Raw genomic sequence first — 24,636 nt, 5'->3', positions numbered from 1 at the left:
GGCTACCAGCGCAGGGCGCGGCGACCGGCGCCGTAGCCGGCGATCGTGACGATCGCAATCGCCAGCGGATACCAGGTGGCAACGAAGAGCGGGCTGTCGTCGGGGCAATGCAGCGCGTAGACCGTGGCGCCGATGGCGCCGGCGGCAATGCCGGCGGCGGCACCGGCCAGGCCGGGGTTGTCCGGCGCGCCACTCCTCATGGCCCAGAGCAGCGCGACCAGCGGCAGGAAAGACAGCGTCGGCACCAGGACGAGGCAAAAGGTGGCGTTGCGGCCGAGCAGTTTCGGCATCCAGTCGGCTTGCGGCAGGACGACGAGTTCGGCGGCGACGGCAACGACAAGCAGGCCGAGCGGCACCAACAGGGAGAGCGCCGCACCTCGCAAAGACAGACCCGGCCGGCCGATCAGCAGGACGAGACGGCAGGCGAGCACCGCGGCCAGAAGGCTGGCGCCGATCTTGAAAGCGACCCGCAGCGTGTCGATCTGGTCGGCGAGATCGGGGCGAAGGCCATAGGTCGACAGCAGCAGGGAGATGGCGGCGACAGCGCCGAAGACGATGGCAGCCGCCAGCACACGACGGTAGCGCATCCGCACCGGCGCATCTTCCGACAAAAGCCTGATCAGTTCATCCGTCTTCATGCTTCACTCCGGTAAAGGGTGGACAGCGCCTTCAGCGCCCGGTGCAGCGTCACCCTGACCGCCACTTCACTCATCTTCAGCCGTTCGGCCGTTTCCTTCACACCCGCTCCCTCGAGAGATATGGAGCGGACGATGTCGCGTTGCGGCTCCTTCAGGCGCGAGAGCACGCTCTCGGCATCGAGCCTGTCGGCGACGTTCGCGTCTTCCGCCTCCAGCGTCGCCACGACGTCTTCCAGCGGCACATCGACCCTGCGGCCGCGACGGCGCAGCGCGTCGATCAGCTTGTTGCGCACGATCGTCGACAGCCACGGGCCGATGGGGCGTTCCGGATCCCAGGTGCCGCGTTTCAGATGAACGGCGATCAGGACCTCCTGGACGATATCCTCGGCCTCTCCGGCCGAAGCCCCGAACTGGTCGCAACGGCGCCTTGCCATGGCGCGCAGGTGCGGCGTCACGGCGCGCAGGAAACGGTCGTAGGACGCCGCGTCGCCATCCAGCGCGCTTCGCATCCATTCCGCCCATTGCACCTCACGCTCAGGCCGCCTCACATTACCCTCTACGCGTCGCCACACGCTTTCGTTACCGAGATGTCATCGAAAGGCTGATTTTTCGGACAAGCCTTTGAACAGCCTTCGATTTCTTTTCACTGCCGCTCCACGACACGATCCGATCGCGAATTTTTTCCGATCAGGCCGCGTAACGTTTCGCCGCAGCGGTCCGTAGCTCCCGATGACCAAGCCAATCACGGCTCGGCACTCTGAGGAGAACTAACGATGAAAAACGGTTTTGTCACGCTGGCGCTGGCCGGCTCGCTCGCTTCCGCTCTCGCCACGATCGCCGTCCCGGCCGCCGCGCAGGATGCCGAGAAGGAAAAGTGCTACGGCATCGCCCTTAAAGGTCAGAACGATTGCGCCGCCGGCAGCCATGATTGCGCCGGCCATTCGGCCATGGACTACGACAAGCAGTCCTTCAAGCTCGTGCCCGCCGGCACCTGCACCACGATGATGACGCCTGATGGCGCCCACGGCTCGCTGACGCCGGCCTGATTGCCTGAAAACCGATCCACCGCCAAATCCAGACAAGACAGATAGCAAGGACACCAGACATGACCACCAACCGCAACGCGCTCGCAGCCTCGCTTGCCGCCGCCCTCGTTCTCGCCGGCGGCCTGCCCGCCATGGCCCAGGATGCCACCAAGGAGAAGTGCTACGGCGTGGCGCTGAAGGGCCAGAACGATTGCGCCGCAGGCCCCGGCACGACCTGCGCCGGTACCTCCACCATGGACTACCAGAAGAATGCCTGGAAGCTCGTTCCGGCCGGCACCTGCGAAACCATGGAAACGCCTAATGGCAAGGGCTCGCTGACGCCGGCGTAAGGCACGAAGCGAGGCATGCCCCTCATCCGGCTGCCGCCACCTTCTCCCCGTTCTGACGGGGAGAAGGGAGATGGAGCGCCAGCCGGGCCAAGAGCCCCTTCTGATGCTGAAGCAAGATGGAGGCTAGCGGCGCGACAAGCCCCTTCTCCCCGCCCGCGGGGAGAAGGTCCCGGCAGGGGGATGAGGGGCGCCCTCCTCTCCCGGCCAGACAGCACCGTTCCGATAGGAGACCTCCATGAAACCGTCCCGCCTTCCCGCCCGACCGGGCGTCGGCTTCAAGCCGGAGCATTTTACGAGCATCGACGCCGGCCCGCAGCCGGTCGGCTTCTTCGAGGTGCATGCGGAAAACTACATGGGGGCCGGCGGCCCACCGCATGGCAAGCTTGCCCGACTACGGGAAGACTATGCGCTGTCCGTCCACGGCGTCGGCCTGTCGATCGGGGCGATGCAGCCGCTCGACCGTGACCATCTTCTTCGGCTGAAGACACTCTGCGACCGCTACGAGCCGGAAAGCTTTTCGGAACATCTGGCCTGGTCCAGCCATGGCGAGGTGTTTCTCAACGACCTCCTGCCGTTGCCCTATACCGAGGAGACGCTTGCCCGCGTCGCCGCGCATGTCAGCGAGGTGCAAGACACACTCGGGCGGCAGATGCTGCTTGAAAATCCCGCCACCTATCTGGTGTTCGAGGAAAGCACGATCGAGGAAACCGCGTTCCTGCGCGAGATCGTGGGCCGCACCGGCTGCGGGCTGCTGCTCGACGTCAACAACGTGTTCGTCGCCTCGACCAACCACAATCTCGACCCGCGCGCCTATCTGGCGCAATTCCCGCTGGAGGCGGTGCGCGAAATCCATCTGAGCGGCCATTCCGAGACGGTGGACGATGCCGGCGCGCCGCTTTTGATCGACAGCCATGACACGCCGGTCAAGGACCCTGTCTGGGCGCTCTATGACGAGGTGATCGCCCGAACCGGACCGGTGGCGACGCTGATCGAATGGGACAATGACGTTCCGGACTGGCCAATTCTAAGATCCGAAGCGGAAGCCGCCGGCGCGATCCTTGCCCGCGCCGCGCAAAGCCGGGCCGCGTGACGCCATGTCGACCGCCACGCAAGAGCGTTTCGCCGCCGCCCTCACCGACCGGGAAAGCCCGGTGCCCGAGGGCCTGACAAGCTGGACCGCGCCCCGCCCCGAGCGCCGGTTCGGCGTCTATCGCAACAATGTGCGCGTCGGGCTGACCGGCGCGCTCGCCTCGCGCTTTCCCGCAACGGAGCGGATCGTCGGCGCGGACTTCTTCGCCGCCATGGCCGGCGAATACGTGGCAGCCGATCCGCCGCGCTCGCCGCTGCTTCTGACCTATGGCGACGGCTTCGCGGACTTCGTCGCCGGGTTCGAGCCGGTCGCGGGCTTGCCTTATCTGCCTGACGTGATCCGGCTGGAGGCAGCGCGAAGCCGCGCCTACCACGCCACCGATGCCGCGCCGCTTGTTCCGGAACGGCTGGCCGCGATCCCGCCGGAAAGGCTGGGCGACATAAGGCTTCAGCCGCATCCCTCCACCGCCGTCCTGCGCTCGCCCCACCCGGTCGTGACGATCTGGGCGATGAACGCCGAAGGCGGCACGCCGCACACGGTCGAGACATGGATCGGCGAGGACGCCCTCGTCGTCCGCCCGGCCATGCTGGTCGAGGTTCACCGCCTGCCGCCGGGCGGGGCGACCTTTCTGTCGGCGCTTGCCGAGGGGGAACCGCTCGGCATGGCGGCGACGCTAGCGATGGCCGAGACCGAACAATTCGATCTGACCCGAAACCTTGCCGGTCTGCTGACCACCGGCGCCTTTACCGCCATACTCCCGGAGGACGACCATGATGCATGACGACCACACCATGGGCGCCCTGCCCGACCGCCCGCTTACCCGCAATCTCGCATCGGGACGGGCACTGCTCGAGCGTATCCCGCACGATCTTGTGGCGCTCGTGGCGCGGCTTTCGATCGCCGGCGTGTTCTGGCGCTCCGGCCAGACCAAGCTCGACGGCTGGTCTGTATCCGACAGCGCGCTTTTCCTGTTCGAAAACGAATACCGGCTGCCGCTGCTCTCGCCCTGGCTGTCGGCGCATCTCGCGACGATAGCGGAACATCTGTTCCCGATGCTGCTCGTCATCGGCTTCGCCAGCCGGCTTTCGGCGCTGGCGCTGCTCGGGATGACGCTGGTGATCCAGATCTTCGTCTATCCCGATGCCTGGCCCACCCACGGCACCTGGGCCGCCTGCCTGCTGATCGTCATCGCCAAGGGACCGGGGCGGCTGTCGCTGGATCATCTGATCTGGAAGCGGATGGGGGTTTGAGAGTGTGCGGCGCGATCGGAAAACGATCGCGCCGTCTTGTTTCAAGCCTCAGGTTCCAATGCCCCCGGCGATGTCGATGGTGGAGCCGGTGATGTAGCCGGCGTGCGGACCGGCGAGGAAGGCGACGGTTTCGGCGACTTCCTCCAGCGTGGCGATGCGGCGGATCGGATGCATGTCGAGGATGGCGTCGCGGTTCGGCAGTTCGCCCGCCACCTCCGCCGCCATGTCGGTCGGCATGATGCCCGGCTGCACGACGTTGACGGTGATGTTGCGGGGCCCGAGTTCGCGAGCGATGCCGCGGGCATAACCGACGAGCGCGGTCTTGGTGGCCGCATAGTCGGCGACACCGGGGAATGGGACGACGGAGCCGAGCCGCGAGCCGATGAAGATGACGCGGCCGCCATCGGAAAGCTTCGACGCCGCCGCACGGGTGTTGGCGATCGTGCCCGTGACATTGACCTGCCAGTTGCGATCATAGGCCTGCCAGTCAAGGTCGGGGTCGTCGACCATATGGCCCTGGATGGCGACGCCAGCATTATTGACGAGGATGTCGAGGCGGCCGAACTCCGCGATGACGGCATCGATCAGCGGTCGGGCGGATGCGGGATCGGACTGGTCGCTCTTGATCGCGATGGCGCGCACGCCTTTCGCCTTGAGTTTTTCGACCACCGCCTGGGCCTTTTCGGCGGAGGCGGCGTAGCTGATCGCAACATCCGCACCATAGCCGGCCAGCGTTTCGGCGATGGTGGCGCCAAGGCCACGCGAGCCGCCTGTGACGAGGGCGACCTTGCCCTTGAACTGCTGAGACATGGGTATCCTTTCAGAGAGACCGTTCAGCGCCGCCGGACGGGACGTCGGCAGTCGCGCTTCAATTTCATAACGGTCATTACGTAATGAGTGTTACGGAATGTGGACAAAGGCTGTCAAGCGGTTTATTAATGGTCGTTATGAAATTGATCGGAGCGGACTGATGGGGCGTCCCAGGGAATTCGACGTGGACAAGGCACTCGACGCGGTGACGTGTGTCTTCTGGCGCAAGGGCTACGAGGGCGCGTCCTATGCCGACCTCACGGAGGCGACCGGCGTGGAGCGCCCTGCCCTTTATTCGGCGTTCGGCAACAAGGAAGCGATGTTCCGCCGGGCGCTTGACCATTACTACGAACGCTATCTCGACTTCATTCCGAAGGCGCATGCACAGAAGACCTCCCGCGAGGTGGCGTCCTTCATCCTGCACAGCGCGATCGACCTGCACACCCGTTTCCAGACGCATCCGGGATGCCTCGGCATCAACGGGCTGCTCGCCGGATCGGACGAGGCGGAGCCGGTGCGGCAGGCGCTGATCGATGCCCGCGCGGTCGGCGAGGCGGAATTGCGGCAGCGGTTCGAACGGGCGAAGGCGGAGGGCGATCTGCCTGACAGCGCCGATCCGGAGGCGCTGGCAGCCTTCCTGCTGGCGATGGTGCATGGGCTGGCCGTTCAGGCCAAGGCCGGTTTCAGCCGGGAAAAGCTGCAGGCCGTCGCCGAGCAGGCGCTGGCGACATGGCCGGGTGGCGGGCCGGGTGACGGGTCAGGGAGGGGCTGAACTTCTCAGGGGGACAGGCGGGAGACTGCTCCGCGATGACCGTCAGTTGTGTCGGCGGCGAGCGTAGTAGACAACGAAAACGACCACCGAGATCGCCAGGAAGACAAACCCGACCTGATTGTAGAAGCCAGTCGTCGTCGTGAAATCGATCATTGCGCTTCCTCCAAATCTTTGACCCCACAAAAGATCGACCTGAAGTCTAGCGGAAGTCGGTCGACAGTCAAACCGCAGCCGCGCTCGCCGACCGGTTATCCGCGTTGCGCACCCCTTGCGTCGCGGAGACGGCGACGGCTTCGTCGGCGGTCATCGGGCGGCCGAAATAGTAGCCCTGGATGAGATCCGGTTCGAGCGGCAGGACGACGGCGAGTTCGGCGTCGGTCTCCACCCCTTCCAGCACGCTGCGCAGGCCGAGGCGCTGGCAGAGCGCGATGACGCCCGCAACGATCTCGCGCGAGGTGACGCTGTGGGCGACCTGGCGGACGAAGCTCTTGTCGACCTTCACCTTGTTGAGCGGCAACTGGTCGATATAGCGGAAACTCGAATAGCCGGAACCGAAATCGTCAAGCGCGATCCGGCAGCCGGCGGCGCTCAGGTCTTCGAGGATCAGGCGGGCGAGCGGCAGGTCGGCCATCACGGCGGTTTCGGTGATCTCGAACTCCACCCGATCGGCGGCGATGCCGCGCGCCGCGATCATGCGCAGGAGACCTGCGGCCACAGAGCGATCGACGAGATCGCGGGCTGAAAGATTGAACGACAGGCTCATGTCGGCAGGCAGCCTGGCGAGCGTATCGAGCCCCTTGGCAAACAGGATGTCGGTGACCCGACGCATGAGGCCGGAGCGCTCGGCGATGCGGATGAACTTGTCCGGCTGGACCTCGCCAAGGCCGTCGCACCGCCAGCGGGCCAGCGCCTCGAAGCCGGTGATGGCGTTTTCCCGCAGGGAGTATTGCGGCTGCAGGAGAAGGTAGAGCTCGGCGTTCAGATCATGCTCGCGCAGCGCCCGCTCCATCGCCACGTTCTCCTTCATCTCCTCGTCCTCGTCGCTGTCGAACAGCACGGTGCGGCCGCGACGATGCGCCTTTGCCTTGTAGAGCGCATAATCGGCGCGCTCGTAGAGCTGGGCGCCGGAGGCTCCCATCGAGGGGAAATGGGCAAAGCCGGCGGAGGCGCCGACGGACAGCGACAGCAGCGAAATCTGGAACGGCAGCGCCAGACGTCCGATCATGGCGTCGCCGAGCGCCTCGATCTCGGCCGCCGGACGGTCGCCGGGAACGATGATCGCGAACTCGTCGCCGCCGATGCGGCCAAGCAGGATGTCGCCCTTCGAGGCTTCCTCCGCCAGCCGCTCGACGACGGCGCCAAGCAGGCGGTCACCGATCAGGTGGCCATAGACGTCGTTGATCGACTTGAAGCCGTCGAGATCGACGATGCCGAGCCAGAGCGGCTTGCCGGACGCGACCAGACCATCGAGCTCGGCGAACATGGAGCGGCGATTGGGCAGAGCGGTCAGCATGTCGGTACGGGCGAGCGCCTGGGCCCTGGCCGCCATTTCGTCGGCGGCAAGACGTGCCTCGATCTGCTTCAGGATCGCCTTGCGCAGCAGCGAGGCCATGCCGAAAGCGGCGAACGAGGTGGCGATGCCGATGAAGACAAATTGCTCGCGCGTTTCCTGATCCGCACCGCCGGCAAACCAGAACAGCGAGCCGATCGACAGCACGATGCTGAAGAGCGTTCCCCGCAAGGTGACACCAGAGGTCGAGAACACCACCGCCATCAGGACAAAGTAGATGAGCTTGGACGGCTCGAAATGCAGCAGCATGTAGGCGAGCACATTGGAATACATGAGGACGTTGGTGAGGACGCCGCAGGCCTCCAGCACGCCGAGGCTGACCTTCGGACGACCCAGGACGGACTGGCGCATCAGCCAGTAGGCAAGCGCGGTCAGCGCGCTGATGCCGCCCAGGATCGCAAGTTCGCGTCCGGTTTCATCGCGCCAATGCCCCCAGGTGACGAAGACGTAGTAGGCGCAGCCCGGCAGGAGGAAGCCGCGGACGATCGGCACGTAGGCGTCGGCAAGAGCCTGCCGGCGCACCGGATCGCGCCAGGCCTTGCCGTAGGTCTCGATAAATCGCAGCACGTTCCGTCCCTCCCGACCTTACCAAGATGAAACCGAGGGAACGAAGTAAAAATTGGTCAACGAAACCGAGCCCCCGCACCGGATACAATGTACTGAAACGTTTTAAATGCTCGCGATTAATGGGGGCTTAATCGGGGAGGACGCTTTACGGGGTGTTTTACTTGACAATATTCAACGCGAGAGGCCGCGTCATGTCATCACCCGCGGGCCGCTTTCGGGTCGAGGCCGACGGTCAGGGGCCAGTCGACGACATAGTCCTCGAAGTCCTCGACGTCGACCTCTTCCTCCGACACCGTCCGCCCCTGGGCGGAGATGCCGGCCTGATGCACCGTGTCGCGGTCGCCAGAGACCAGATAGTGCCACCAGTAGAGATCCTCGCCGTCGCGGATGAGGCGGTAGGCGCAGGTGGGCGGAAGCCAGTGGATGGTCTCGACGCTCTCTATCGTGAGACGGATGCAGTCCGGAACTGTCGCCATGCGGTTGTCGTAGTCCTTGCAACGACAGCTTTCCCCGTCGAGCAGCTTGCAGGCGACAGAGGTGAAGACGACATCGCCGGTGTCCCAGTCCTCAAGCTTGTTGAGGCAGCAGAGGCCGCAGCCGTCGCACAGCGACTCCCATTCGGTGTCGCTCATCTCGGCCAAAGCCTTGGTCTTCCAGAACGGTTCGCCCGTCATCGTTTACCTTTCGGCACGGAACGCAAGCTTCGCACCGGTTTTTCCTTGTTTCCTAAGCGCAAATCGACCATTTATCAGCAAATGCCGATCCTCGCAGCGCAGGCCACAACTGGCCTCTCGAAGGCCCGGCGTCAAGCACAGCGTTGGGCAGGGCTGGTTTTAGCGTGCAGAATACCGACAAGCCGGAAGAGAAGCCGAGGCTGAAACGCCATTACCTGCTGCGGATCGACAGCTGGATCGACTCGACGTTGTGGAACGCGGGTTTCCGGGCGGTCGACATGTGGGAGGACATCACCATTTTCTTCCGCCGCTTCCGCGTGCGCGGCTGGAAGAAGCTGTTCTTCGAGGTTCTCGGCGAAGGCATGACGCTCGGCACCGCCGGTGCTGTCCTGCTGCTGGCGCTCGCCCTGCCGGCCTTTGAGGAAACGAAAAAGGACTGGCGCAACCGCGGCGACTTCGCCGTTACCTTCCTCGACCGCCAGGGGAACGTCATCGGCCATCGCGGCATCATCCACGAGAACTCCGTTCCGATCGACGAATTGCCCGATCATTTCATCAAGGCGGTCCTGGCGACCGAGGACCGGCGCTTCTTCGAGCATTTCGGGATCGACTTCATGGGCCTTGCGCGCGCCATGAGCGAAAACGCGAGAGCCGGCGGCGTCGTGCAGGGCGGCTCGACGATTTCGCAGCAGCTTGCCAAGAACCTGTTCCTGACCAACGAACGTTCGCTGGAGCGCAAGATCAAGGAAGCCTTCCTCTCGCTCTGGCTGGAAGCCAATCTGTCGAAGAAGGAAATCCTCACCCTTTATCTCGACCGCGCCTATATGGGCGGCGGCACGTTCGGCGCGGCGGCCGCCTCGCAATTTTATTTCGGCAAGCCGCTCACCGAGGTGACGCTGGCGGAATCGGCGATCCTCGCCGGCCTCTTCAAGGCGCCGGCCAAATATGCGCCGCACGTCAACCTGCCGGCCGCGCGTGCCCGCGCCAACGTGGTGCTGACCAACATGGTGCAGGGCGGGCTGATGACCGAGGGCCAGGTGATCGCCGCCAGGCGCAACCCGGCAACCGTCATCGACCGCGACGAGGCGGAGGCGCCGGACTTCTTCCTCGACTGGGCCTTCGACGAGGTTCAGCGGCTGGCCTACCGCTTTCCGGACCACACGCTGGTCGTGCGCACAACGATCGACATGGGACTGCAACACGCGGCCGAAGCGGCCGTCGAATCCAGCCTTCGGGAATATGGCGAAGGCTACAAGGTGCGCCAGGGCGCGCTCGTGATGATCGAGAATGGCGGGGCTGTGCGCGCCATGGTCGGTGGCCGCGACTATGGCGAGAGCCAGTTCAACCGCGCAACGAAGGCGCTGCGTCAGCCGGGCTCGTCGTTCAAGGTCTACACCTATGCCGCCGCCATGGAAAAGGGCATGACGCCGGAAACAACCGTCGTCGATGGACCCGTGACCTGGCGCGGCTGGTCGCCACAGAACTACGGCCGCTCCTATTCCGGCCGTGTGACGCTGATGACGGCGCTCGCCAAGTCGATCAACACCGTGCCGGTGCGGCTAGCCAAGGATGAGCTGGGTCTCGACGCGATCGTCGACATGACCAAACGCATGGGCGTGGAGACCCCGATCCGCAAGGACAAGACGATCCCGCTCGGCACGTCCGAGCTGACCGTTCTCGACCAGGCGACGGGCTATGCGGTGTTTCCGGCCGGCGGCATGCAGTCGCGACGCCATGGCATCGCGCAGATAATGAACTATTCCGGCAAGGTGCTCTACGATTTCGAGCGGGACGAGCCGCCGGCGGAGCGTGTGTTGTCCGAGCAGGCGATGTCGTCGATGAACCGCATCCTGGTGACCATTCCGGTCAACGGCACGGCGCGCCGTGCCGCGCTCGACAACGGCATCGTCACCGGCGGCAAGACCGGCACGACACAGGCCTATCGCGACGCCTGGTTCGTCGGTTTCACCGGCAACTACACGACCGCCGTCTGGTTCGGCAATGACGACTACACCTCGACCGCCAACATGACAGGCGGATCGCTGCCGGCGATGACCTTCAAGACGCTGATGGACTACGCCCACCAGGGCATCGAGCTTCGGGCCATCCCCGGCATCGAAAACCCTCTGCCGACCGGCACCCGCCCGCAGGCGATCGCCAAGGCGGAGAAGGGAAAGACGGACGCGAAGACCATTCCCGAGCTCGTGCGTCCGCGATCGCTCTCGGCCGAATCGACCCGGATCCTGCGTGACATCCAGCGCATGCTGAAAGATGCCGCGCCGCTCGCCGTCGATCTTCAGACGACCGCCAGCCTCGCGAAACCCTGAGGCGACCGCTCCCCAATATACAATTTTAGTGTTCACCCCAATTTTGGGGTGAATCGACCCGTTTTATTAATCCAAACTTAACTTCTGGCGCCGCACAAGAACCGCACGGGCATCACGCCCCCGACGCACGCGATCCCAGGGATGATCCATGAAGAACTGGTTTGGCCTCGATGCCCGTCCGACGCTCAGCCCCGAACAGGCTGCCGCCTTCGACCGGTACCGAAACCCCGTGCGAACGCAGGTGCTGATCGCCAACGTCGTGATCATCGGCCTGTTCTACATGAGCTACGCGGTCGTCGATGCCCTGCTGCTATCGGATGTCACGGAGCTTTCCCTTCTCCTGCGCTTCGGCGTCGTCCTGCCGCTCGCGCTGGTTCTGCTCGCCTTCCTGCACCAGGACCGGCCGATACGCCACAAGGAGTATGCGGCGATCGGGGTCTCCATCATCGGCAACATCGCTTGGTGCGTGATCCTCATACACAGCAACAGCGAGGCAGCCCTGCACTACTATTATGCCGCTGTCATCTTCCAGATGGTCGTGACGATCGGCGCACGCCCGCCTTTCGTCACCGCGCTCGCGGCGAGCCTCGTGACCTTCGTCGTCAACTATAGCTGCATCTGGTTCCTGCACGGGTTCTACACCTCGTTCCTGGTGTTCCACATGACCGTCTACGTGCCGGCGATGATGCTGACCTTGATCGCCTGTCACCAGTTGGAGGCCGAACGGCTGATCGCCTTCGTGCAAATGCACGAGAACGAGATGCTGAAGCGCGAACTGAAGCGCCGCAACGGCGAACTTGAGCAGTTGTCGGTCACCGACCCGCTGACAGGCCTGCCGAACCGCCGCGGCACCAGCGTCTCGATCGCCAGCATGCGAGCCGGCGCGGAAGCAGACGATCTCGATCGCTGTGCACTGCTGTTGATCGATATCGACCATTTCAAGAGCTACAACGACGGCTACGGCCACGCGGCCGGGGACGACTGCCTCGTGCGCGTGGCGGAAACGATGCGGGCGGAGCTGGACGGGCACCTGCATCTCGGACGCCATGGCGGCGAGGAATTCCTGGCGATCCTGCCGGCGATCGAGCCGGGCCACGCCCGCTACATCGCCGAGCGGTTGCGCGCGGCGGTGTTCAACCTGGCGATCCCGCACGACCACATCCGCGACGGACGCGGACGCGTCACCGTCTCGATTGGCATAGCCTGCGGCTCTGCTACCGACGACAAGGCGCTCGGTGAACTCGTCGAGGCGGCCGACCGGGCGCTCTACTCTGTCAAGGCCGGCGGCCGCAACGGCACATGGATGGCGGAGCCGATGGCAAAGGGCGTGACGGCCGCGGCGTAGGGGACAGCCGCCGCGTCCCCTTCCCCTGATCGCGGAATCAGTGTTACGCCTCGACAAAAGCCTTTCGAGGATCGAATCGACCCGTGTTTCGTGTTCCCCTGCTCGTTGCCCTTGCCCTTGCCATCGCCTTTGGCGGCGGCATCGGCGTGACGCTTTCGGCGCTCAACGCGTCGGCGGGCATGGGCGCGGTGCGCGTCGGGGTCTGGAGCGCCTTTCCGGAAGCGCAGCTTGCCAGCGCCGACCCCTATGCCAAATCGCACCGCGCGCGCGCCGGGCGACTGCTTTACGGGTCCGCAGAGGGACTGATCTTCACGGCCCGCACCGATGACAGCGGCCAGCGGCTGACCGGCACCTGCAGCTACCGAATTCGCGGCGCATCGCCGCCGGCACGGCTGTGGACGCTCTATGCCGCCGATGCCGGTGGCCTGCCCTTGCAGACGCCGGCGGGTCTGCCGGGCGCGATCAATTCGCTCACCGTGCTGCGCGATGGCGACGGCCTGTTCGACATCACAATCTCGCCGACGGCGCAGCCGATGAACTGGATTGCGCTGCCCGATACCGGCGGTTTCCAGCTGGTGATGACATTGTTCGATACGCCGGCGTCGGGCAATTCGGGCCTCATCGGTTTCGAGATGCCGAGCGTCGCGGCGATCGGGTGCGGCGATGAATAGGCTCGCGCAGATCCTGATGGCGATCGTGACCGGCCTTGTCGGGGCGGCGGTGCTGCACATCGTGATCATTCTGGCGCTGCCGCACTTTACCGGCAAGGACGCTTATACGCGGGTGCGCGCCGAAGGTGCGGCGAACCGCTTTCACCTGCTGGACGACAGCCCGGACCGCATCGGGCTTTCCAACCTCGATCCCTTCGTGAAGACGGCGGTCTGCCATTTCGACACCACGGAGCGCGCGGCACGGCTGGTTTCGCCTGCCAATGCCGGCTTCTGGTCGCTGGCGATCTACGACCGGTCATCCAACGAGGTTTTCTCGATGAACGACAGGACCTCGCTCGACGGGGTGCTGGATGTCGTGGTGGCCTCGCCGGTGCAGGTCGCGCGGCTGAGAAAGGCACCGCCGGACGGGCTGGCAAGCGCCATCATCGTCGAGCTTCCGACACAGGCCGGCTACGCCGTGCTTCGCACGCTGGCACCCCAGGCCAGCCTGGAGGCGGGTGCCGCCGCCTTTCTCGCGGAGGCAGGCTGCGTGTCGCTCAGGATCGACTGACGCCAACACGCGAGAACAACAATCAGACCGACCAGGGATCCTGACCGGGAGCCGGCAACTGAGCAGGCAGCTTCGCCACCGCCGGCAGACGACGATCGACGGGCGCGCCCACGGCGGTTCGTTCGTATCGGATACCGGTGAACAAGAGAATATCCGCCCCCGCGCCATCGACACGCTCGCGCCTGACCGAGCGGGGTTTCCTGTCCTTGAGCATTACAACTTCCGCCATACGCGTCTCCTGTCTGTTGCGAGACGGATGAAGAGACAGTGATCTCATCCTGCCCCGGTTCCAACGGGGCTGGCACATCCCCGTGCGGCCTGACGGCGGCATGGCACGGCGGGGGCATCTGCGCCTTTCTCGACGCGTGACCGGGGAGGGAAACAAAGCTGCCCTCATGAACACCGGGCACGCGGACTCTACGTTCGCAACGCCGGCATGATCGCGCAAGTCCGCACGAATCACCGGCAAGACCATATCGCCACAGGATAGTTAACAGCTTGCTAATAAATTTGGTCCAAGATGCGGCAAGTGTATCGCGTAGACGCAGGTTCAGTCGTGAGTGATGAGTTTCGTGAACTTGAACGGCCCTCGGGTGGCCGCAGAAAGGATGTGGTGTTGATGGCGACCGTCACCGGTTTCGAAAGCCTCACGCATCCGACCAAATCCGAATTGCGGCAGTTCGCGGAGCTCTTTACCCCGCTGTTCCAGGCCTCGAGCGACGAGGCGCGCCGCCAGGCGGTCGCGGCCCTCTCACAATGCGCCAACATGCCGGAGGCGGTGGCGCTGTTCATCGCCAGCCAGCCGATCTCGGTGGCCGCACCCTTTCTCGCCTCTTCTCCGTGCCTGTCCGACGACCTCCTGATCATGGTCGCGAAGACCCAAGGGCTCGCCCATGCGCGCGCCATCGTCCGGCGCGAAAACCTCTCGCCAAAGGTGATCGACGCGCTCGTCGACCTGCGCCACGAGCGTCGGCCGGAAAAGGCGCGACCTGTGCCGCAAGCGGACGCCGCCGCCATCCCGCCCGTCGCGTCCGTGAAGGTGCGGCCGACGCCTGCCGCCGACGTCGAAACGGCGCGGCAGGCACGCGAGGAGGTGTTGCGGCAGACGATCAAGTCGCTTGCCAACCAGCTTGCCCGGCCGTCCAGCGACCGCCTCGGTCTCCTGACCGTCACGCCGATGCAGGAGGCGCTTCTCGTCCGCTTCGCGCGCAACCGGGAGACGGGGCTTTTTGCCTCGACGCTCTCCGATGCGCTGTCCGCCAGCCGGTGGCTGGCCGAACGCATCCTGCTCGACATTTCCGGCCGGCAGCTGGCCGTCACCCTGGTCGGTCTCGGCATGGAGCCGGAGGAGACAGTGTCGGTGCTCACCGATCTCTATCCGCAACTCTCCGCCCGCGAGGGCATCCGCAACCGTGCCATCAACCTGGTCGCGGAGCTCGACCCGGTCGAGTGCGAGGAACGGATCGAGGCCTGGCGCAAGGCCGACAGCTACACGTTCCCGAAGGAGGGCGCTGCACCTTCCCTGCCCGCCGAGGACGCGCAGCCGATGGCCACGTCTCCCGCCAAGCGTGCGGCAGCGAGACTTGCCGGCGACGAACACGCCCGGGTGGTTCTGCGGCAGCGTCGCGGCTAGCGGCGCGGCCGACTATCGATGGCGTTTGACGAACGCCATCTTTCCGGCGTGAAGCTTCGGTGCTATGCGGCGTTTTCCCTCCCCCTTCCAGGAATCCCGCCGCATGTCCGCCAACATGATTCTCCCGCCCCTGATGCTGATTGCCTCCAACGTGTTCATGACGTTTGCGTGGTACGGCCACCTGAAGCACAAGGGATCGGCGATCGCGCTCGCCATCCTCGTCAGCTGGGGCATCGCCTTCTTCGAATACTGCCTTGCCGTGCCCGCCAACCGCATGGGCAGCGCGGTCTACACAACGGCACAGCTGAAGACGATGCAGGAAGTGATCACGCTCGTGGTGTTCGCCGGCTTCTCGGTGTTCTGGCTGAAGGAAGCGCTGACCATCAACCACGTGATCGGCTTCTGCCTGATCGCGGCGGGGGCCGCTTTCGTGTTTCGGGGGTGAGGAGACGGCAAAAGCCGCAACCTCAACAATAGGCGCTTTGAATTTTACACGCGACAAACGCCGGCCTATATGCTACCTTGAATTGCTGCGAGCATGATGCTCGCGTTGTGAGGTGTCGTGCGGGAGGATGGGGCGTGGCATCGATATGGGGCAATGTCGCTCGATGTGTGGCCGCGTGGCTGTGCTTGTCATCGCTTGCATCATGCACGCCGGGATTTACGGAATTCGGCTTCTACGATCAAGCATTCGATGCGCAGCACGCCCAGGGTGAACGGGTCCTCGACCGACTGTCCACCGCCGAACGCACCGTCATGCAGCGGGCGTTTTCCGAAAAGCTCGATATCCGCGAGTTTCATCCCGACCTTGCCCGTTACTACCTCGAAACGGGCGACGCACCCGCAACCGCCTCGCTGCGCTCCAGTTTAAGAGCGGTCAGGGATTACAACAAGGTTCTACTTGGGCTTGCGAATGGCGAAGGCGCCAACCTCGTGCGGGCGCGCGTCACGGAGATCGCAACTACGCTTGACAGCACGGGAACCCTTATTCGAGACAGCAGTGCAACGCTCGCAGCAACCGGAGCTGCCGGCTCCAACCTCGTCGAGGCGATGAAGGATCTGTGTGCTGCCTGTGGCGCCGCCATGACGATCGCGCGCCAGCTCAGTCCCGCCTTCGACGAGATTCTCAAGCTGCAAACCTACGCCGAATTTCGTTCGCGCCTCATCGCGCAATATCCGCATATGCGTGCCCTGCTGGTGAGGCTGCGCGAAGGAAGCCAGGACATTTACCGAATCGTCGTTCGCGCCAACTCCGGAACATCCTTGGCAACCGGCATTGGGATCAATCCGGCGGCACGGGACGACCTGCTGCAGTTTCGCAGGGAACTGGCCGCATGGGTGGTGATGCTGGATCAAACGCTGTTGGCGATGGATGCCGCCGTTCAGGCTGCCCGTAGCCCAACACAACTTTCCGCCACCGCTCTTCTCAGCCAGTCCATCAAGCTGCGCGAAGCCGCCATCACTGCCGAGATCGCCCGCTCCCAATAACGAAGGTCGCTTGCCATGACAGACAAACTGACGCTTGAACGGCAGCTCTACTCCATGCTCGACGACCTCCAGAGCCAGTACAATCGCGCCCGAGCGGCCAACGACACGCAAACCATGGAGAAACTCGAGGTTCTCGCGGCACGTGTTAACAAGGCATTGGACCGGTTCGCGCTTCTGTCACTGTTCGAACTCAGCGATGAAGTTGCGGCGTTGCGCAAGCTAATCGACGGCGGGACCAGTCAGCCGCCCAGTCCTGCGGAGGATGCTGAAGCGCTTCAGAAGGAAATCGAGGCCATACTCGCCCAATCGTCGGAAGAAGAGGTGGCGACGGAGCCCGTCCCGTCTGAACCGGTGGTCGCGCCAGAGGACATCACCGCTCCTCCGCCTCCCGCCGTGGCCGGCGGACCGCTGACACTGACCGAAGCGCATCTGATCGCGCTTTGGAAGCGATCCCAGTTTCCATTGCCGACGGCGGGGATCGTCGTCTTCGGAATACGAGGATGCCGTCCCGTCGACTATTCCGGCACGGATTTCGGCCCCGGCCACGCGCTGGAAATGCGCGAACTTAACTACACCACGATGAACTGCACGATTGGCTTGTGGAAACCGGGAAAGGGCCTCGCTCTCTTTCCCGGCTCGACGGTGCCGTATCGAAGCGTTGTGGCAGGCGCTGTTTCCAAGGGTGGTAAGGATGTCAACCAGTTGGGGCGCGGGCGATACAAGAAATACATCCCCGGCTGGCACAAGTTTTCGGAGGGTGCGAGCGGGCACTGGGCGTTGCGGCAGAGCTGCTTCATCACGCTCCAGCGAACCGGAGACGATCTCGACTATGACGGGAACGACCCCTGGACGGTGACCGAGGGTGCCGGCGACAACATCCACTGCGCCTTCGGCATGGGACCGGATGGCAAGATTCCGGATGCGAAATTTTCCTCGGCGGGATGCCAGACGATCGCTGGGCTCGTGACCAAAGGAACAGAGGGCAGCGAACGCGGCCCCTGGAAGAAGTTCATCGCTCCTTTCAGGCGCGGCCTCTCGCAGGAATACGGCAGTACCGAGTACGTTTTGTTCGACGCCGCCGAAGTCCAGCAGATGATCATCAATCGCTGCAAGGGCAAGTCCGTCATCCTCCGCTTCGGTAGCGAGGGGGCTCTGGTGAAGAAGTTACAGGCAAGTCTCAAGGCTCGGGGCGCCGATGTTGGCGTCGATGGTGATTTCGGACCCGAGACTTTCAATGCGATCAAGGAGTTCCAGATCAAGACGCGGGGCTCCGTGGACGGAATTGTTGGCGCCGAAACAGCCGGCGCGCTGGGGTTCGAACTACCTCAGTTCGAGTTCGATTCGGCGATTTCCGGAAATCCCGGCTATAGCGTTACCAAAGGCTCGGTCGGACGCCAGATCGCTTGGGGCCAGGTGACGGCGAAGCACCCCAATTTCAACGAGACTGTGCTTGACCTATGCGAACGGCTTCACATCGATCCCGATCACCTCATGGCCGTCATGGCCTTCGAGACGGGCGAAACCTTTGCGCCGGACAAGAAAAACGCTGCCGGAAGCGGAGCGACGGGTCTTATCCAGTTCATGGGAAGCACCGCGGAAGATCTCGGCACATCGACGGCCGCCCTGGCGGCAATGACCGCGACCGAACAGCTCAAATGGGTCGAGAAGTATTTTCGGCGGGTCGCCGCCGGTCGCAATCTGGCATCGCTGTCTGACGTCTATATGGCGGTCCTCTGGCCAGCCGCCATCGGCAAACCGGAAAGCTACGCGCTCTTTGTCCAGGGGACGAAGCAATACACGCAAAACGACGGCTTGGACGTCAACAAGGACGGCGTCGTGACAAAGGCGGAAGCGACGGCCAAGGTACAGCAAAAGCTCGTCAAAGGACTGGCCGCCGACCGTATCGGCTGACCGCAGCCTCCCGAAGCCTTGCGCGGCGACTGGACAAGCGACCGACCCCGACGCGATCTATCTCATCCCCCGCCGCACTCGACCTCACTCGCCGGCGGGCGTAAACCTGTGATCCAGAATTAAAAAAAGATCGCGGGAGGATGTCATGACACTTCATATGCCGGAACAGCCGTCCATCAGTTTCCACGGAGCGGCGGGGACCGTTACCGGGTCGTGTCACCTTGTGACGCTGGGGGAGAGCCGCGTGCTTGTCGACTGCGGCATGTTCCAAGGGTCGAAGAGCGAGAAGGAGCTCAATTACCGCGCCTTCCCGTTCGATCCCCGACGGATCGACGCCGTCATCCTGACGCACGCGCATATCGACCATTCGGGGCTGTTGCCGAAACTTGTCAAGGCCGGGTTCGACGGGCCGATCTTCGCGACGCGCGGTACGATCGATCTCTGCTCGGTAATGCTACCGGATTCGGCGCATATCCAGGAAATGGAAGTGGAAACGCTCAACCGGCGCAACGCCCATCGCGGCCGCAAGACGGTGGAGCCGATCTACGACGCGGCGGACGCGGCGCGGACCGCGACGCTGATGCGGCCGGTGGAGCTGAAGGTCTGGCAGGAGGCGGCCGACGGTATCCGCTTTCGCTTGTGGAATGCCGGGCATCTGCTGGGCTCGGCCTCGATCGAGATGGAGGCGGGCCATGGCACGCCGGTGCGGCTTGCGTTTTCCGGCGATATCGGCCCGCATCACAAGCTGCTGCAATATGAGCCGGAAGGGCCGAGCGCGGTCGATTACGTGATCACCGAAAGCACCTATGGCAATACCGAGCGCGAGGAACTGGACGATGCCGCGCGGCTGAAGGCGCTGAAACGGGAGGTGGACGGCGCCTACAGGCCCGGCGGAGCGCTGCTGATCCCCTCCTTCGCGGTGGAGCGCACGCAGGAGCTGGTGGCGGACCTCATGTTCCTGATGCAGGAGGGGCAGATCCCGCATTGCCCTGTCATCATCGATTCTCCGCTTGCCACCCGCGCCAGCGAGATCTTCCTGCGGCATGCCCGCGACCTGGAAAACGGCGAGCAGCTGGCGCGCGCCTTCCGCTCACGCAATCTGCGGTTCACGGAGACGGTGGAGCAGTCGAAGTCGGTCGATCATATTCGCGAGTTCCACATCGTCATCGCGGCGAGCGGCATGTGCGATGCGGGCCGGATCCGGCATCGGTTGAAAAACTGGCTCTGGCGGGAGGAAGGCACGGTTCTGCTGGTGGGTTACCAGGCGGCCGGTACGCTGGGGCGCATTCTGGCCGAGGGGGCATCGACGGTGCGCATCCAGGGCGAGGAGATCAACGTGCGGGCCCGCATCCGCACGCTCGATGTCTATTCCGGCCATGCGGATGCGGAGGAGCTGACCGACTGGGTCCGGGCGCGAAGCCCGATCAGCGGCGGCATTTTTCTGGTGCATGGCGAAGAGCCGCAGATCGCGGGGCTTGCCGCCAGGCTCGCGGATTTCCTGATGGAAGGACAGGTGATCCCGCCGAGGCTCGATTCCTGCTACCGGCTCGCGAAGAACGGCAAGCCGGTTCTGGTGAGCGAGGCACCTGCCCCCCGGATCGAGCCGATGCTGATGGGCAGCCGCGACTGGCACAACGAGTTCCAGTCGCTGGTGCTGGATCTGCAGCACGACCTGATGGAGGCGGCCGACGACCGGCAGCGCGGCGTGATCCTGAGGCGCATGCGCCGGGCGCTGTCGGAATAGCGCCCTTCGGCCAACCGGAGCAAAAAAATCCGCATCAGCGCGATTGCCGACTGGCTGGATGTAGAAATGCGCCGTTGGCCAATCGTCATGGGGTATCGGCGCCCATAGGGGGCGTCGGCACAGGAGAAGGTATTACCCCATGAAATTCCTTGTTCTCGCAGTCGCATCCGCCTTGGCCGTTGTCACGCCGGCCAAGGCTGACTCAACCGCCGTTGCCGCGCTTCAGGCGCTGAACGGCACCTTCCAGAGCCCCGCCGTCGAACAGTGGTATGGCGGCTACGGCACGCGCGAATTCGTCTTTGCCGATGGTCGGTGGAGCCTGACCTTCATACATGCGCTTGATCCGGGCATGACACAGCGCACCTTCCAGTTCCGAACCGGTGGCGAATACACCGTGAAAAACCCCTCCGGGGCCGTGCCCGGCGCTTTCCACACGGTGTTCAATGAGGACTGGAAGCATCTTACCCTGCTGACCCCGGTGCCCGAGATCGCCGCCGCTATGGGTATGGCCGACTGCGGACTGACCTTGAACCTCGAGGCCGACATTTCCGAAACCGGCTGTGCCGCATGGCGGCCTGTGGCAGACTGCGGAGAAGATCACGACCTCCTCGCCCTGACCGACGAGGGGCTTCACTTCGGCGTGCGGCCGGCTGACAACGATATGTGCTCAGCCGACAAGACACCCACCGCACTGCTGACCGCCGTCGTGGCCCGCTAAGAAGGAGATCGTAACCATGCAGTACATGATCCTCAACTATACCCCGCCCTCGGAGTATGCCGATGCCGCTGCGGTCGCCGCCGCTGCAGAAGGCGAGGTCTGGGGTGCCTATACCCGTGCCCTCATGGAGGCTGGTGTGTTCGTTGGCGGAAACGCCCTGCACCCGCCGCACACGGCAACCACTCTGCGTGTACGCGGCGAAGCACGCGACATCCAAGACGGCCCCTATGCCGCCAGCAAGGAACAATTCGGTGGCTACTACCTCATCGAGGTGCCCGACCTGGACGCTGCGCTGCACTGGGCGGCGTTGAACCCCGCCGCGTCCTCCGGAGCGGTAGAGGTGCGTCCTGTTGTGACGCGCGGGGCTGCGTGAACACGGCCGAACAGATCGAGAAGGTGGCGCGCCTGTCTCATGGCAGGCTCGTCGCCATCCTCGCCGCCCGGACAGGCGGTGTGACCGACGCCATGGACGCCCTCTCGGATGCGGTGCTGCGCGCGCTGGAAGTCTGGCCACTTCGGGGCGTCCCCGACAATCCCGAGGGCTGGCTTGTGGCAACCGCGCGCAATCGCGCGGCCGATACCGCCCGCAGGTCAGCGCGTGCGGCGCGGGCGGCCGACACCCTTGCTATCCTGGAAGAGGAACGCGCCGATATGGGACAGGCCGTCACCCCAGACCGCACGCTGAACCTGATGTTCGTCTGCGCCCACCCCTCCATCGATGCGCGGATGCGCACGCCGTTGATGCTACAACTCGTGCTCGGGCTTGATGCGCGACGCATGGCCGGCGCCTTCCTGATACCGCCGGGGACACTGGGCCAGCGGCTGACGCGGGCCCGCGCTAAAATCGAAGCGGCGCGGATCGGTTTTTCGATTCCCGAGGGTGCTGACCTCGCGCCACGGCTGAGCCATGTGCTGGATGCAATCTATGTTGCCTTTACCGTGGGTACCGATGGCGAGGGCGCAGGGGACGCCAAATCCTCCTCCCTGGCACGCGAGGCAATCTGGCTCGGGAGTCTCGTCGCCGCCCAGATGCCCCGCGAAGCCGAGGCGCAGGCGCTTTTCGCGCTCATGCTCCACACCCAGGCCCGCAGACCCGCGCGGGTGGATGCGGAGGGCTGCCTTGTCCCGCTAGACAAGCAGGACATGTGTTTGTGGGACGCTCGCCTGCTCGATGACGCCGACATGGCGCTCCGGCTCGCCGCAAGCGAGGCCAGCCTCGGGCGCTATCAGATCGAAGCCGCGATCGCTGCCGCACATGTCGCCAGGCGCCATGGCCTCACGACGGATTGGCAGGCAATCGCCGCACTCTATCGGGGGCTGGTGGCCTTGTACCCGACGACGGGAGCCTTAACCGGCCTCGCCGCTGCCCTTGGCGAGTGCGGGGAACCGGCGGCGGGCCTTGCGATACTTGACGATGCCGAGACCGCCCAAGCACGCCAGTATCAGCCTTGGTGGGCGGTGCGCGCCCACCTCCTGGCGGTTGTTGGAGACCAGGCGAACGCCCGCGCCGCCTACGATCAGGCGATCACGTTGAGCCCCGATCCGGCCACGCGCACGTTTCTGGCGCGCCGGAAAGCGCTTTTGCTGTCTTCGTGACAAGGCGCCAAAGGTATGGAATGGGCCATCCGGTTTGGCGACAGACGCCCAGGCGGCAAGGACGGCAACAATTCTTGCTGGTTCGTTTCCGCCGCGGGGCCAGGCAGCGACATTCGATTCCCTGCCTGAACCCCGGTCGAAAAGGCGCTGGCGGGCGGCTTAGCGGCAGCCGCGCACGGCTGCCGCCGTTGGTCAATTCCACCTCACGCCCGACGGCGGATTTTGTCAGCGCGGTTCGGCGCGCAACCCCATGACGAGGGCCACCGCCGCGCCGAGCAGGACGAGGGCGAATGGCAGGCCGGTGGAGACGGCCATGGCTTGCAGCGCGGCAAGCCCGCCGCCGAGCAGGAGCGCGATCGCGACGAGACCCTCGAACGTGGCCCAGAAAACGCGCTGGGGCACAGGGGCATTGACCTTGCCGCCGGCGGAGATCGTGTCGATCACCAGCGAACCCGAATCCGACGAGGTGACGAAGAAGACGATCACCAGAACGATGCCGACGAGCGAGGTGAGCCAGGTGAGCGGCAGGTGCGCCAGCATTTCGAAGAGCTGGATTTCAAGCGCCGCGTCCTGAACGGAGGTCAGGCCATCTGTGACCACCTGGCTGATGGCGGTGCCGCCAAGCGCGGTCATCCAGAGGACGGAGACGAGCGACGGGATCAGCAGGACGGCCACCAAGAACTCGCGCACGGTGCGGCCACGGCTGACGCGGGCAATGAACATGCCGACGAACGGCGACCAGCTGATCCACCAGGCCCAGTAGAAGGCGGTCCAGCCCTGGCGGAAGTTGTCGTCGGTGCGGCCGAACGGGTTCGACAGTGCCGGCAGATGCTGGACATAGGCCGAGAGGTTGAGGAAGAAGCCGGAGGCGATCTGCATGGTCGGACCGAAGAAGATCACGAACAGCAGCAGCAGGAGCGCGAGACCCATGTTGATCTCCGAGAGTCTTTTGACGCCGCTATCCATGCCGGCGATGACCGAGGCGGTGGCGATGCCTGTGATGATCATGATCAGGAAGATCATCTCGCCGGTCGACGAGGCAATGCCGAACAGAAAGTCGAGACCGGCGGAGGCCTGCTCGGCGCCGATGCCGAGCGAGGTCGACAGGCCGAAGATGGTCGCGAAGACGGCGAGGATGTCGATGATGTGGCCCGGCCAGCCCCAGACGCGCTCGCCCAGAAGCGGATAGAAGATCGAGCGAAGCGTCAGTGGCAGGCCTTTGTTGTAGGCGAAGAGCGCCAGCGACAGGGCAACGACCGCATAGATCGCCCAGGGATGCAGCGCCCAGTGGAAGATGGTGGCGGCCATCGCCAGTCGGCGTGCGCCCTCCGCGTCGCCGGCTGCACCATCGAGCGGCGCCCAGTCGGTGCGAACGCCGTTCTCGATCACCGGCCCGCCGAAGGCCGAGGTGTAGTGGCCCAGCGGCTCGGACACGCCGTAAAACATCAGGCCGATGCCCATGCCGGCGGCAAAGAGCATCGAGAACCAGGAGAGATAGCCATAATCCGGCCGCGCATCGGGGCCGCCGAGCCGAATACGGCCGAGCGGCAGGACGATCAGCGCCACGCACAGAAGCAGAAAGACATTGCCCGCGAGCAGGAAGAACCAGTCGAGATTGGCTGTCAGCGTATCGCGCAGCCCGACGAAGAACGGATCAAGCGTCGTCTGGAACATCAGCGTCAGCAGGGTGAATGCGATGATCGTCAGCGCCGAAACGCTGAAGACGATGTTGTGGATGTCGAGTTCGAAGACAAAACGACGACGGTAGTTGATGTTGTCCTGGCCGATTTCATAGTCGGTGTCGATGATCTCGGTCGGCCCCTCCGGCGCCGGCACAGCTTCGACGTCATCGACCTGCGGCTCCCTGACGGTATCGTTCACGGTCGTGTTCAATGTCACACGGATCT

Annotated in this window: 25 protein-coding genes; 18 read left to right on the top strand and 7 right to left on the bottom strand. The window is 64.4% G+C overall.

What is annotated here, in order from left to right; genetic code table 11:
- Window positions 1–2 precede the first annotated feature (2 nt).
- Window positions 3–638 (bottom strand): DUF1109 domain-containing protein, encoded by a 636-nt coding sequence (locus tag J5J09_RS06610; RefSeq protein ID WP_208548882.1) that lies wholly within the window; start codon window positions 636–638, stop codon window positions 3–5.
- Window positions 635–1,186, bottom strand: coding sequence for a sigma-70 family RNA polymerase sigma factor (locus J5J09_RS06605; protein WP_208548881.1), 552 nt, complete (start codon window positions 1,184–1,186; stop codon window positions 635–637). Before J5J09_RS06605 ends, J5J09_RS06610 begins: the two co-directional genes overlap by 4 nt.
- A 225-nt stretch (window positions 1,187–1,411) precedes the next feature.
- Here J5J09_RS06605 and J5J09_RS06600 point away from each other — a divergent pair, with 225 nt between their 5' ends.
- The 5 genes from J5J09_RS06600 (at window position 1,412) to J5J09_RS06580 (ending at window position 4,353) form a co-directional block, all read left to right on the top strand.
- A complete protein-coding gene (locus tag J5J09_RS06600) occupies window positions 1,412–1,684 on the top strand; it encodes a DUF2282 domain-containing protein (RefSeq protein ID WP_208548880.1) in 273 nt (90 codons plus the stop codon).
- 59 nt (window positions 1,685–1,743) lie between these two features.
- A complete protein-coding gene (locus J5J09_RS06595) occupies window positions 1,744–2,013 on the top strand; it encodes a DUF2282 domain-containing protein (RefSeq protein ID WP_208548879.1) in 270 nt (89 codons plus the stop codon).
- Window positions 2,014–2,248: 235 nt separating this feature from the next.
- The gene (locus J5J09_RS06590) at window positions 2,249–3,103 is read left to right on the top strand and encodes a DUF692 domain-containing protein (RefSeq protein WP_208548878.1); all 855 of its coding nucleotides are present in this window, start codon (window positions 2,249–2,251) and stop codon (window positions 3,101–3,103) included.
- A 4-nt stretch (window positions 3,104–3,107) separates the two neighbouring features.
- Window positions 3,108–3,884 (top strand): DNA-binding domain-containing protein, encoded by a 777-nt coding sequence (locus J5J09_RS06585; protein ID WP_208548877.1) that lies wholly within the window; start codon window positions 3,108–3,110, stop codon window positions 3,882–3,884.
- A 10-nt stretch (window positions 3,885–3,894) separates the two neighbouring features.
- Complete coding sequence (locus tag J5J09_RS06580; protein WP_246745924.1) at window positions 3,895–4,353, top strand: DoxX family protein; 459 nt, start codon at window positions 3,895–3,897, stop codon at window positions 4,351–4,353.
- 48 nt (window positions 4,354–4,401) lie between these two features.
- Here the strand turns inward: J5J09_RS06580 and J5J09_RS06575 are convergent, their stop codons facing one another.
- Complete coding sequence (locus J5J09_RS06575; RefSeq protein WP_208548875.1) at window positions 4,402–5,163, bottom strand: SDR family oxidoreductase; 762 nt, start codon at window positions 5,161–5,163, stop codon at window positions 4,402–4,404.
- Window positions 5,164–5,323: 160 nt separating this feature from the next.
- On the opposite strand from J5J09_RS06575, the gene J5J09_RS06570 reads away from it, so the two are divergent.
- A complete protein-coding gene (locus J5J09_RS06570) occupies window positions 5,324–5,935 on the top strand; it encodes a TetR/AcrR family transcriptional regulator (protein WP_208548874.1) in 612 nt (203 codons plus the stop codon).
- Between the two features lie 220 nt (window positions 5,936–6,155).
- On the opposite strand, the gene J5J09_RS06565 is transcribed toward J5J09_RS06570, so the two are convergent.
- Together J5J09_RS06565 and J5J09_RS06560 are read right to left on the bottom strand one after the other, a co-directional pair.
- Complete coding sequence (locus J5J09_RS06565; protein ID WP_208548873.1) at window positions 6,156–8,072, bottom strand: EAL domain-containing protein; 1,917 nt, start codon at window positions 8,070–8,072, stop codon at window positions 6,156–6,158.
- Window positions 8,073–8,269: 197 nt separating this feature from the next.
- Window positions 8,270–8,746 carry a YcgN family cysteine cluster protein gene (locus tag J5J09_RS06560; protein WP_208548872.1) on the bottom strand — a complete coding sequence of 159 codons (477 nt, stop codon included), beginning with the start codon at window positions 8,744–8,746 and terminating at the stop codon, window positions 8,270–8,272.
- Between the two features lie 143 nt (window positions 8,747–8,889).
- Here J5J09_RS06560 and J5J09_RS06555 point away from each other — a divergent pair, with 143 nt between their 5' ends.
- The 4 genes from J5J09_RS06555 (at window position 8,890) to J5J09_RS06540 (ending at window position 13,639) form a co-directional block, all read left to right on the top strand.
- On the top strand, window positions 8,890–11,073 hold the full coding sequence (locus J5J09_RS06555) for a PBP1A family penicillin-binding protein (protein WP_210387943.1): 2,184 nt from the start codon (window positions 8,890–8,892) through the stop codon (window positions 11,071–11,073).
- Between the two features lie 148 nt (window positions 11,074–11,221).
- The gene (locus J5J09_RS06550) at window positions 11,222–12,418 is read left to right on the top strand and encodes a GGDEF domain-containing protein (protein WP_210387942.1); all 1,197 of its coding nucleotides are present in this window, start codon (window positions 11,222–11,224) and stop codon (window positions 12,416–12,418) included.
- Window positions 12,419–12,501: 83 nt separating this feature from the next.
- The gene (locus tag J5J09_RS06545) at window positions 12,502–13,089 is read left to right on the top strand and encodes a DUF1214 domain-containing protein (protein WP_208548870.1); all 588 of its coding nucleotides are present in this window, start codon (window positions 12,502–12,504) and stop codon (window positions 13,087–13,089) included.
- Entirely contained in the window at window positions 13,082–13,639 is a 558-nt protein-coding gene (locus tag J5J09_RS06540; RefSeq protein WP_208548869.1) for a DUF1254 domain-containing protein, read from the top strand. Before J5J09_RS06545 ends, J5J09_RS06540 begins: the two co-directional genes overlap by 8 nt.
- A 22-nt stretch (window positions 13,640–13,661) precedes the next feature.
- On the opposite strand, the gene J5J09_RS06535 is transcribed toward J5J09_RS06540, so the two are convergent.
- Window positions 13,662–13,868 (bottom strand): hypothetical protein, encoded by a 207-nt coding sequence (locus tag J5J09_RS06535; protein WP_208553630.1) that lies wholly within the window; start codon window positions 13,866–13,868, stop codon window positions 13,662–13,664.
- Window positions 13,869–14,258: 390 nt separating this feature from the next.
- Between J5J09_RS06535 and J5J09_RS06530 the strand changes: the two genes are divergently transcribed.
- The 8 genes from J5J09_RS06530 (at window position 14,259) to J5J09_RS06495 (ending at window position 22,729) form a co-directional block, all read left to right on the top strand.
- Entirely contained in the window at window positions 14,259–15,272 is a 1,014-nt protein-coding gene (locus J5J09_RS06530) for a DUF2336 domain-containing protein (RefSeq protein ID WP_208548868.1), read from the top strand.
- A gap of 103 nt (window positions 15,273–15,375) precedes the next feature.
- Window positions 15,376–15,717 (top strand): DMT family protein, encoded by a 342-nt coding sequence (locus J5J09_RS06525; protein ID WP_208548867.1) that lies wholly within the window; start codon window positions 15,376–15,378, stop codon window positions 15,715–15,717.
- A gap of 134 nt (window positions 15,718–15,851) precedes the next feature.
- Entirely contained in the window at window positions 15,852–16,760 is a 909-nt protein-coding gene (locus J5J09_RS06520; RefSeq protein ID WP_208548866.1) for a hypothetical protein, read from the top strand.
- Window positions 16,761–16,775: 15 nt separating this feature from the next.
- The gene (locus J5J09_RS06515; protein ID WP_208548865.1) at window positions 16,776–18,671 is read left to right on the top strand and encodes a peptidoglycan-binding protein; all 1,896 of its coding nucleotides are present in this window, start codon (window positions 16,776–16,778) and stop codon (window positions 18,669–18,671) included.
- A gap of 157 nt (window positions 18,672–18,828) precedes the next feature.
- On the top strand, window positions 18,829–20,415 hold the full coding sequence (locus tag J5J09_RS06510) for an MBL fold metallo-hydrolase (RefSeq protein ID WP_208553169.1): 1,587 nt from the start codon (window positions 18,829–18,831) through the stop codon (window positions 20,413–20,415).
- Window positions 20,416–20,554: 139 nt separating this feature from the next.
- Window positions 20,555–21,133 (top strand): hypothetical protein, encoded by a 579-nt coding sequence (locus J5J09_RS06505; protein WP_208548864.1) that lies wholly within the window; start codon window positions 20,555–20,557, stop codon window positions 21,131–21,133.
- Window positions 21,134–21,149: 16 nt separating this feature from the next.
- Window positions 21,150–21,506, top strand: a complete 357-nt coding sequence (locus J5J09_RS06500) for a YciI family protein (RefSeq protein ID WP_208548863.1) — start codon at window positions 21,150–21,152, stop codon at window positions 21,504–21,506.
- On the top strand, window positions 21,503–22,729 hold the full coding sequence (locus J5J09_RS06495) for a DUF6596 domain-containing protein (protein WP_208548862.1): 1,227 nt from the start codon (window positions 21,503–21,505) through the stop codon (window positions 22,727–22,729). Before J5J09_RS06500 ends, J5J09_RS06495 begins: the two co-directional genes overlap by 4 nt.
- Before the next feature lie 225 nt (window positions 22,730–22,954).
- Here the strand turns inward: J5J09_RS06495 and J5J09_RS06490 are convergent, their stop codons facing one another.
- Window positions 22,955–24,565, bottom strand: a complete 1,611-nt coding sequence (locus tag J5J09_RS06490) for a BCCT family transporter (protein WP_348646476.1) — start codon at window positions 24,563–24,565, stop codon at window positions 22,955–22,957.
- Between the last annotated feature and the right edge of the window lie 71 nt (window positions 24,566–24,636).

This window comes from Ciceribacter sp. L1K22 (genome assembly GCF_017599385.1).
Taxonomy (GTDB): Bacteria; Pseudomonadota; Alphaproteobacteria; order Rhizobiales; family Rhizobiaceae; genus Allorhizobium.
Note: the sequence above shows the minus strand (reverse complement) of the source record. Positions and strands in the feature narration are given on the sequence as shown.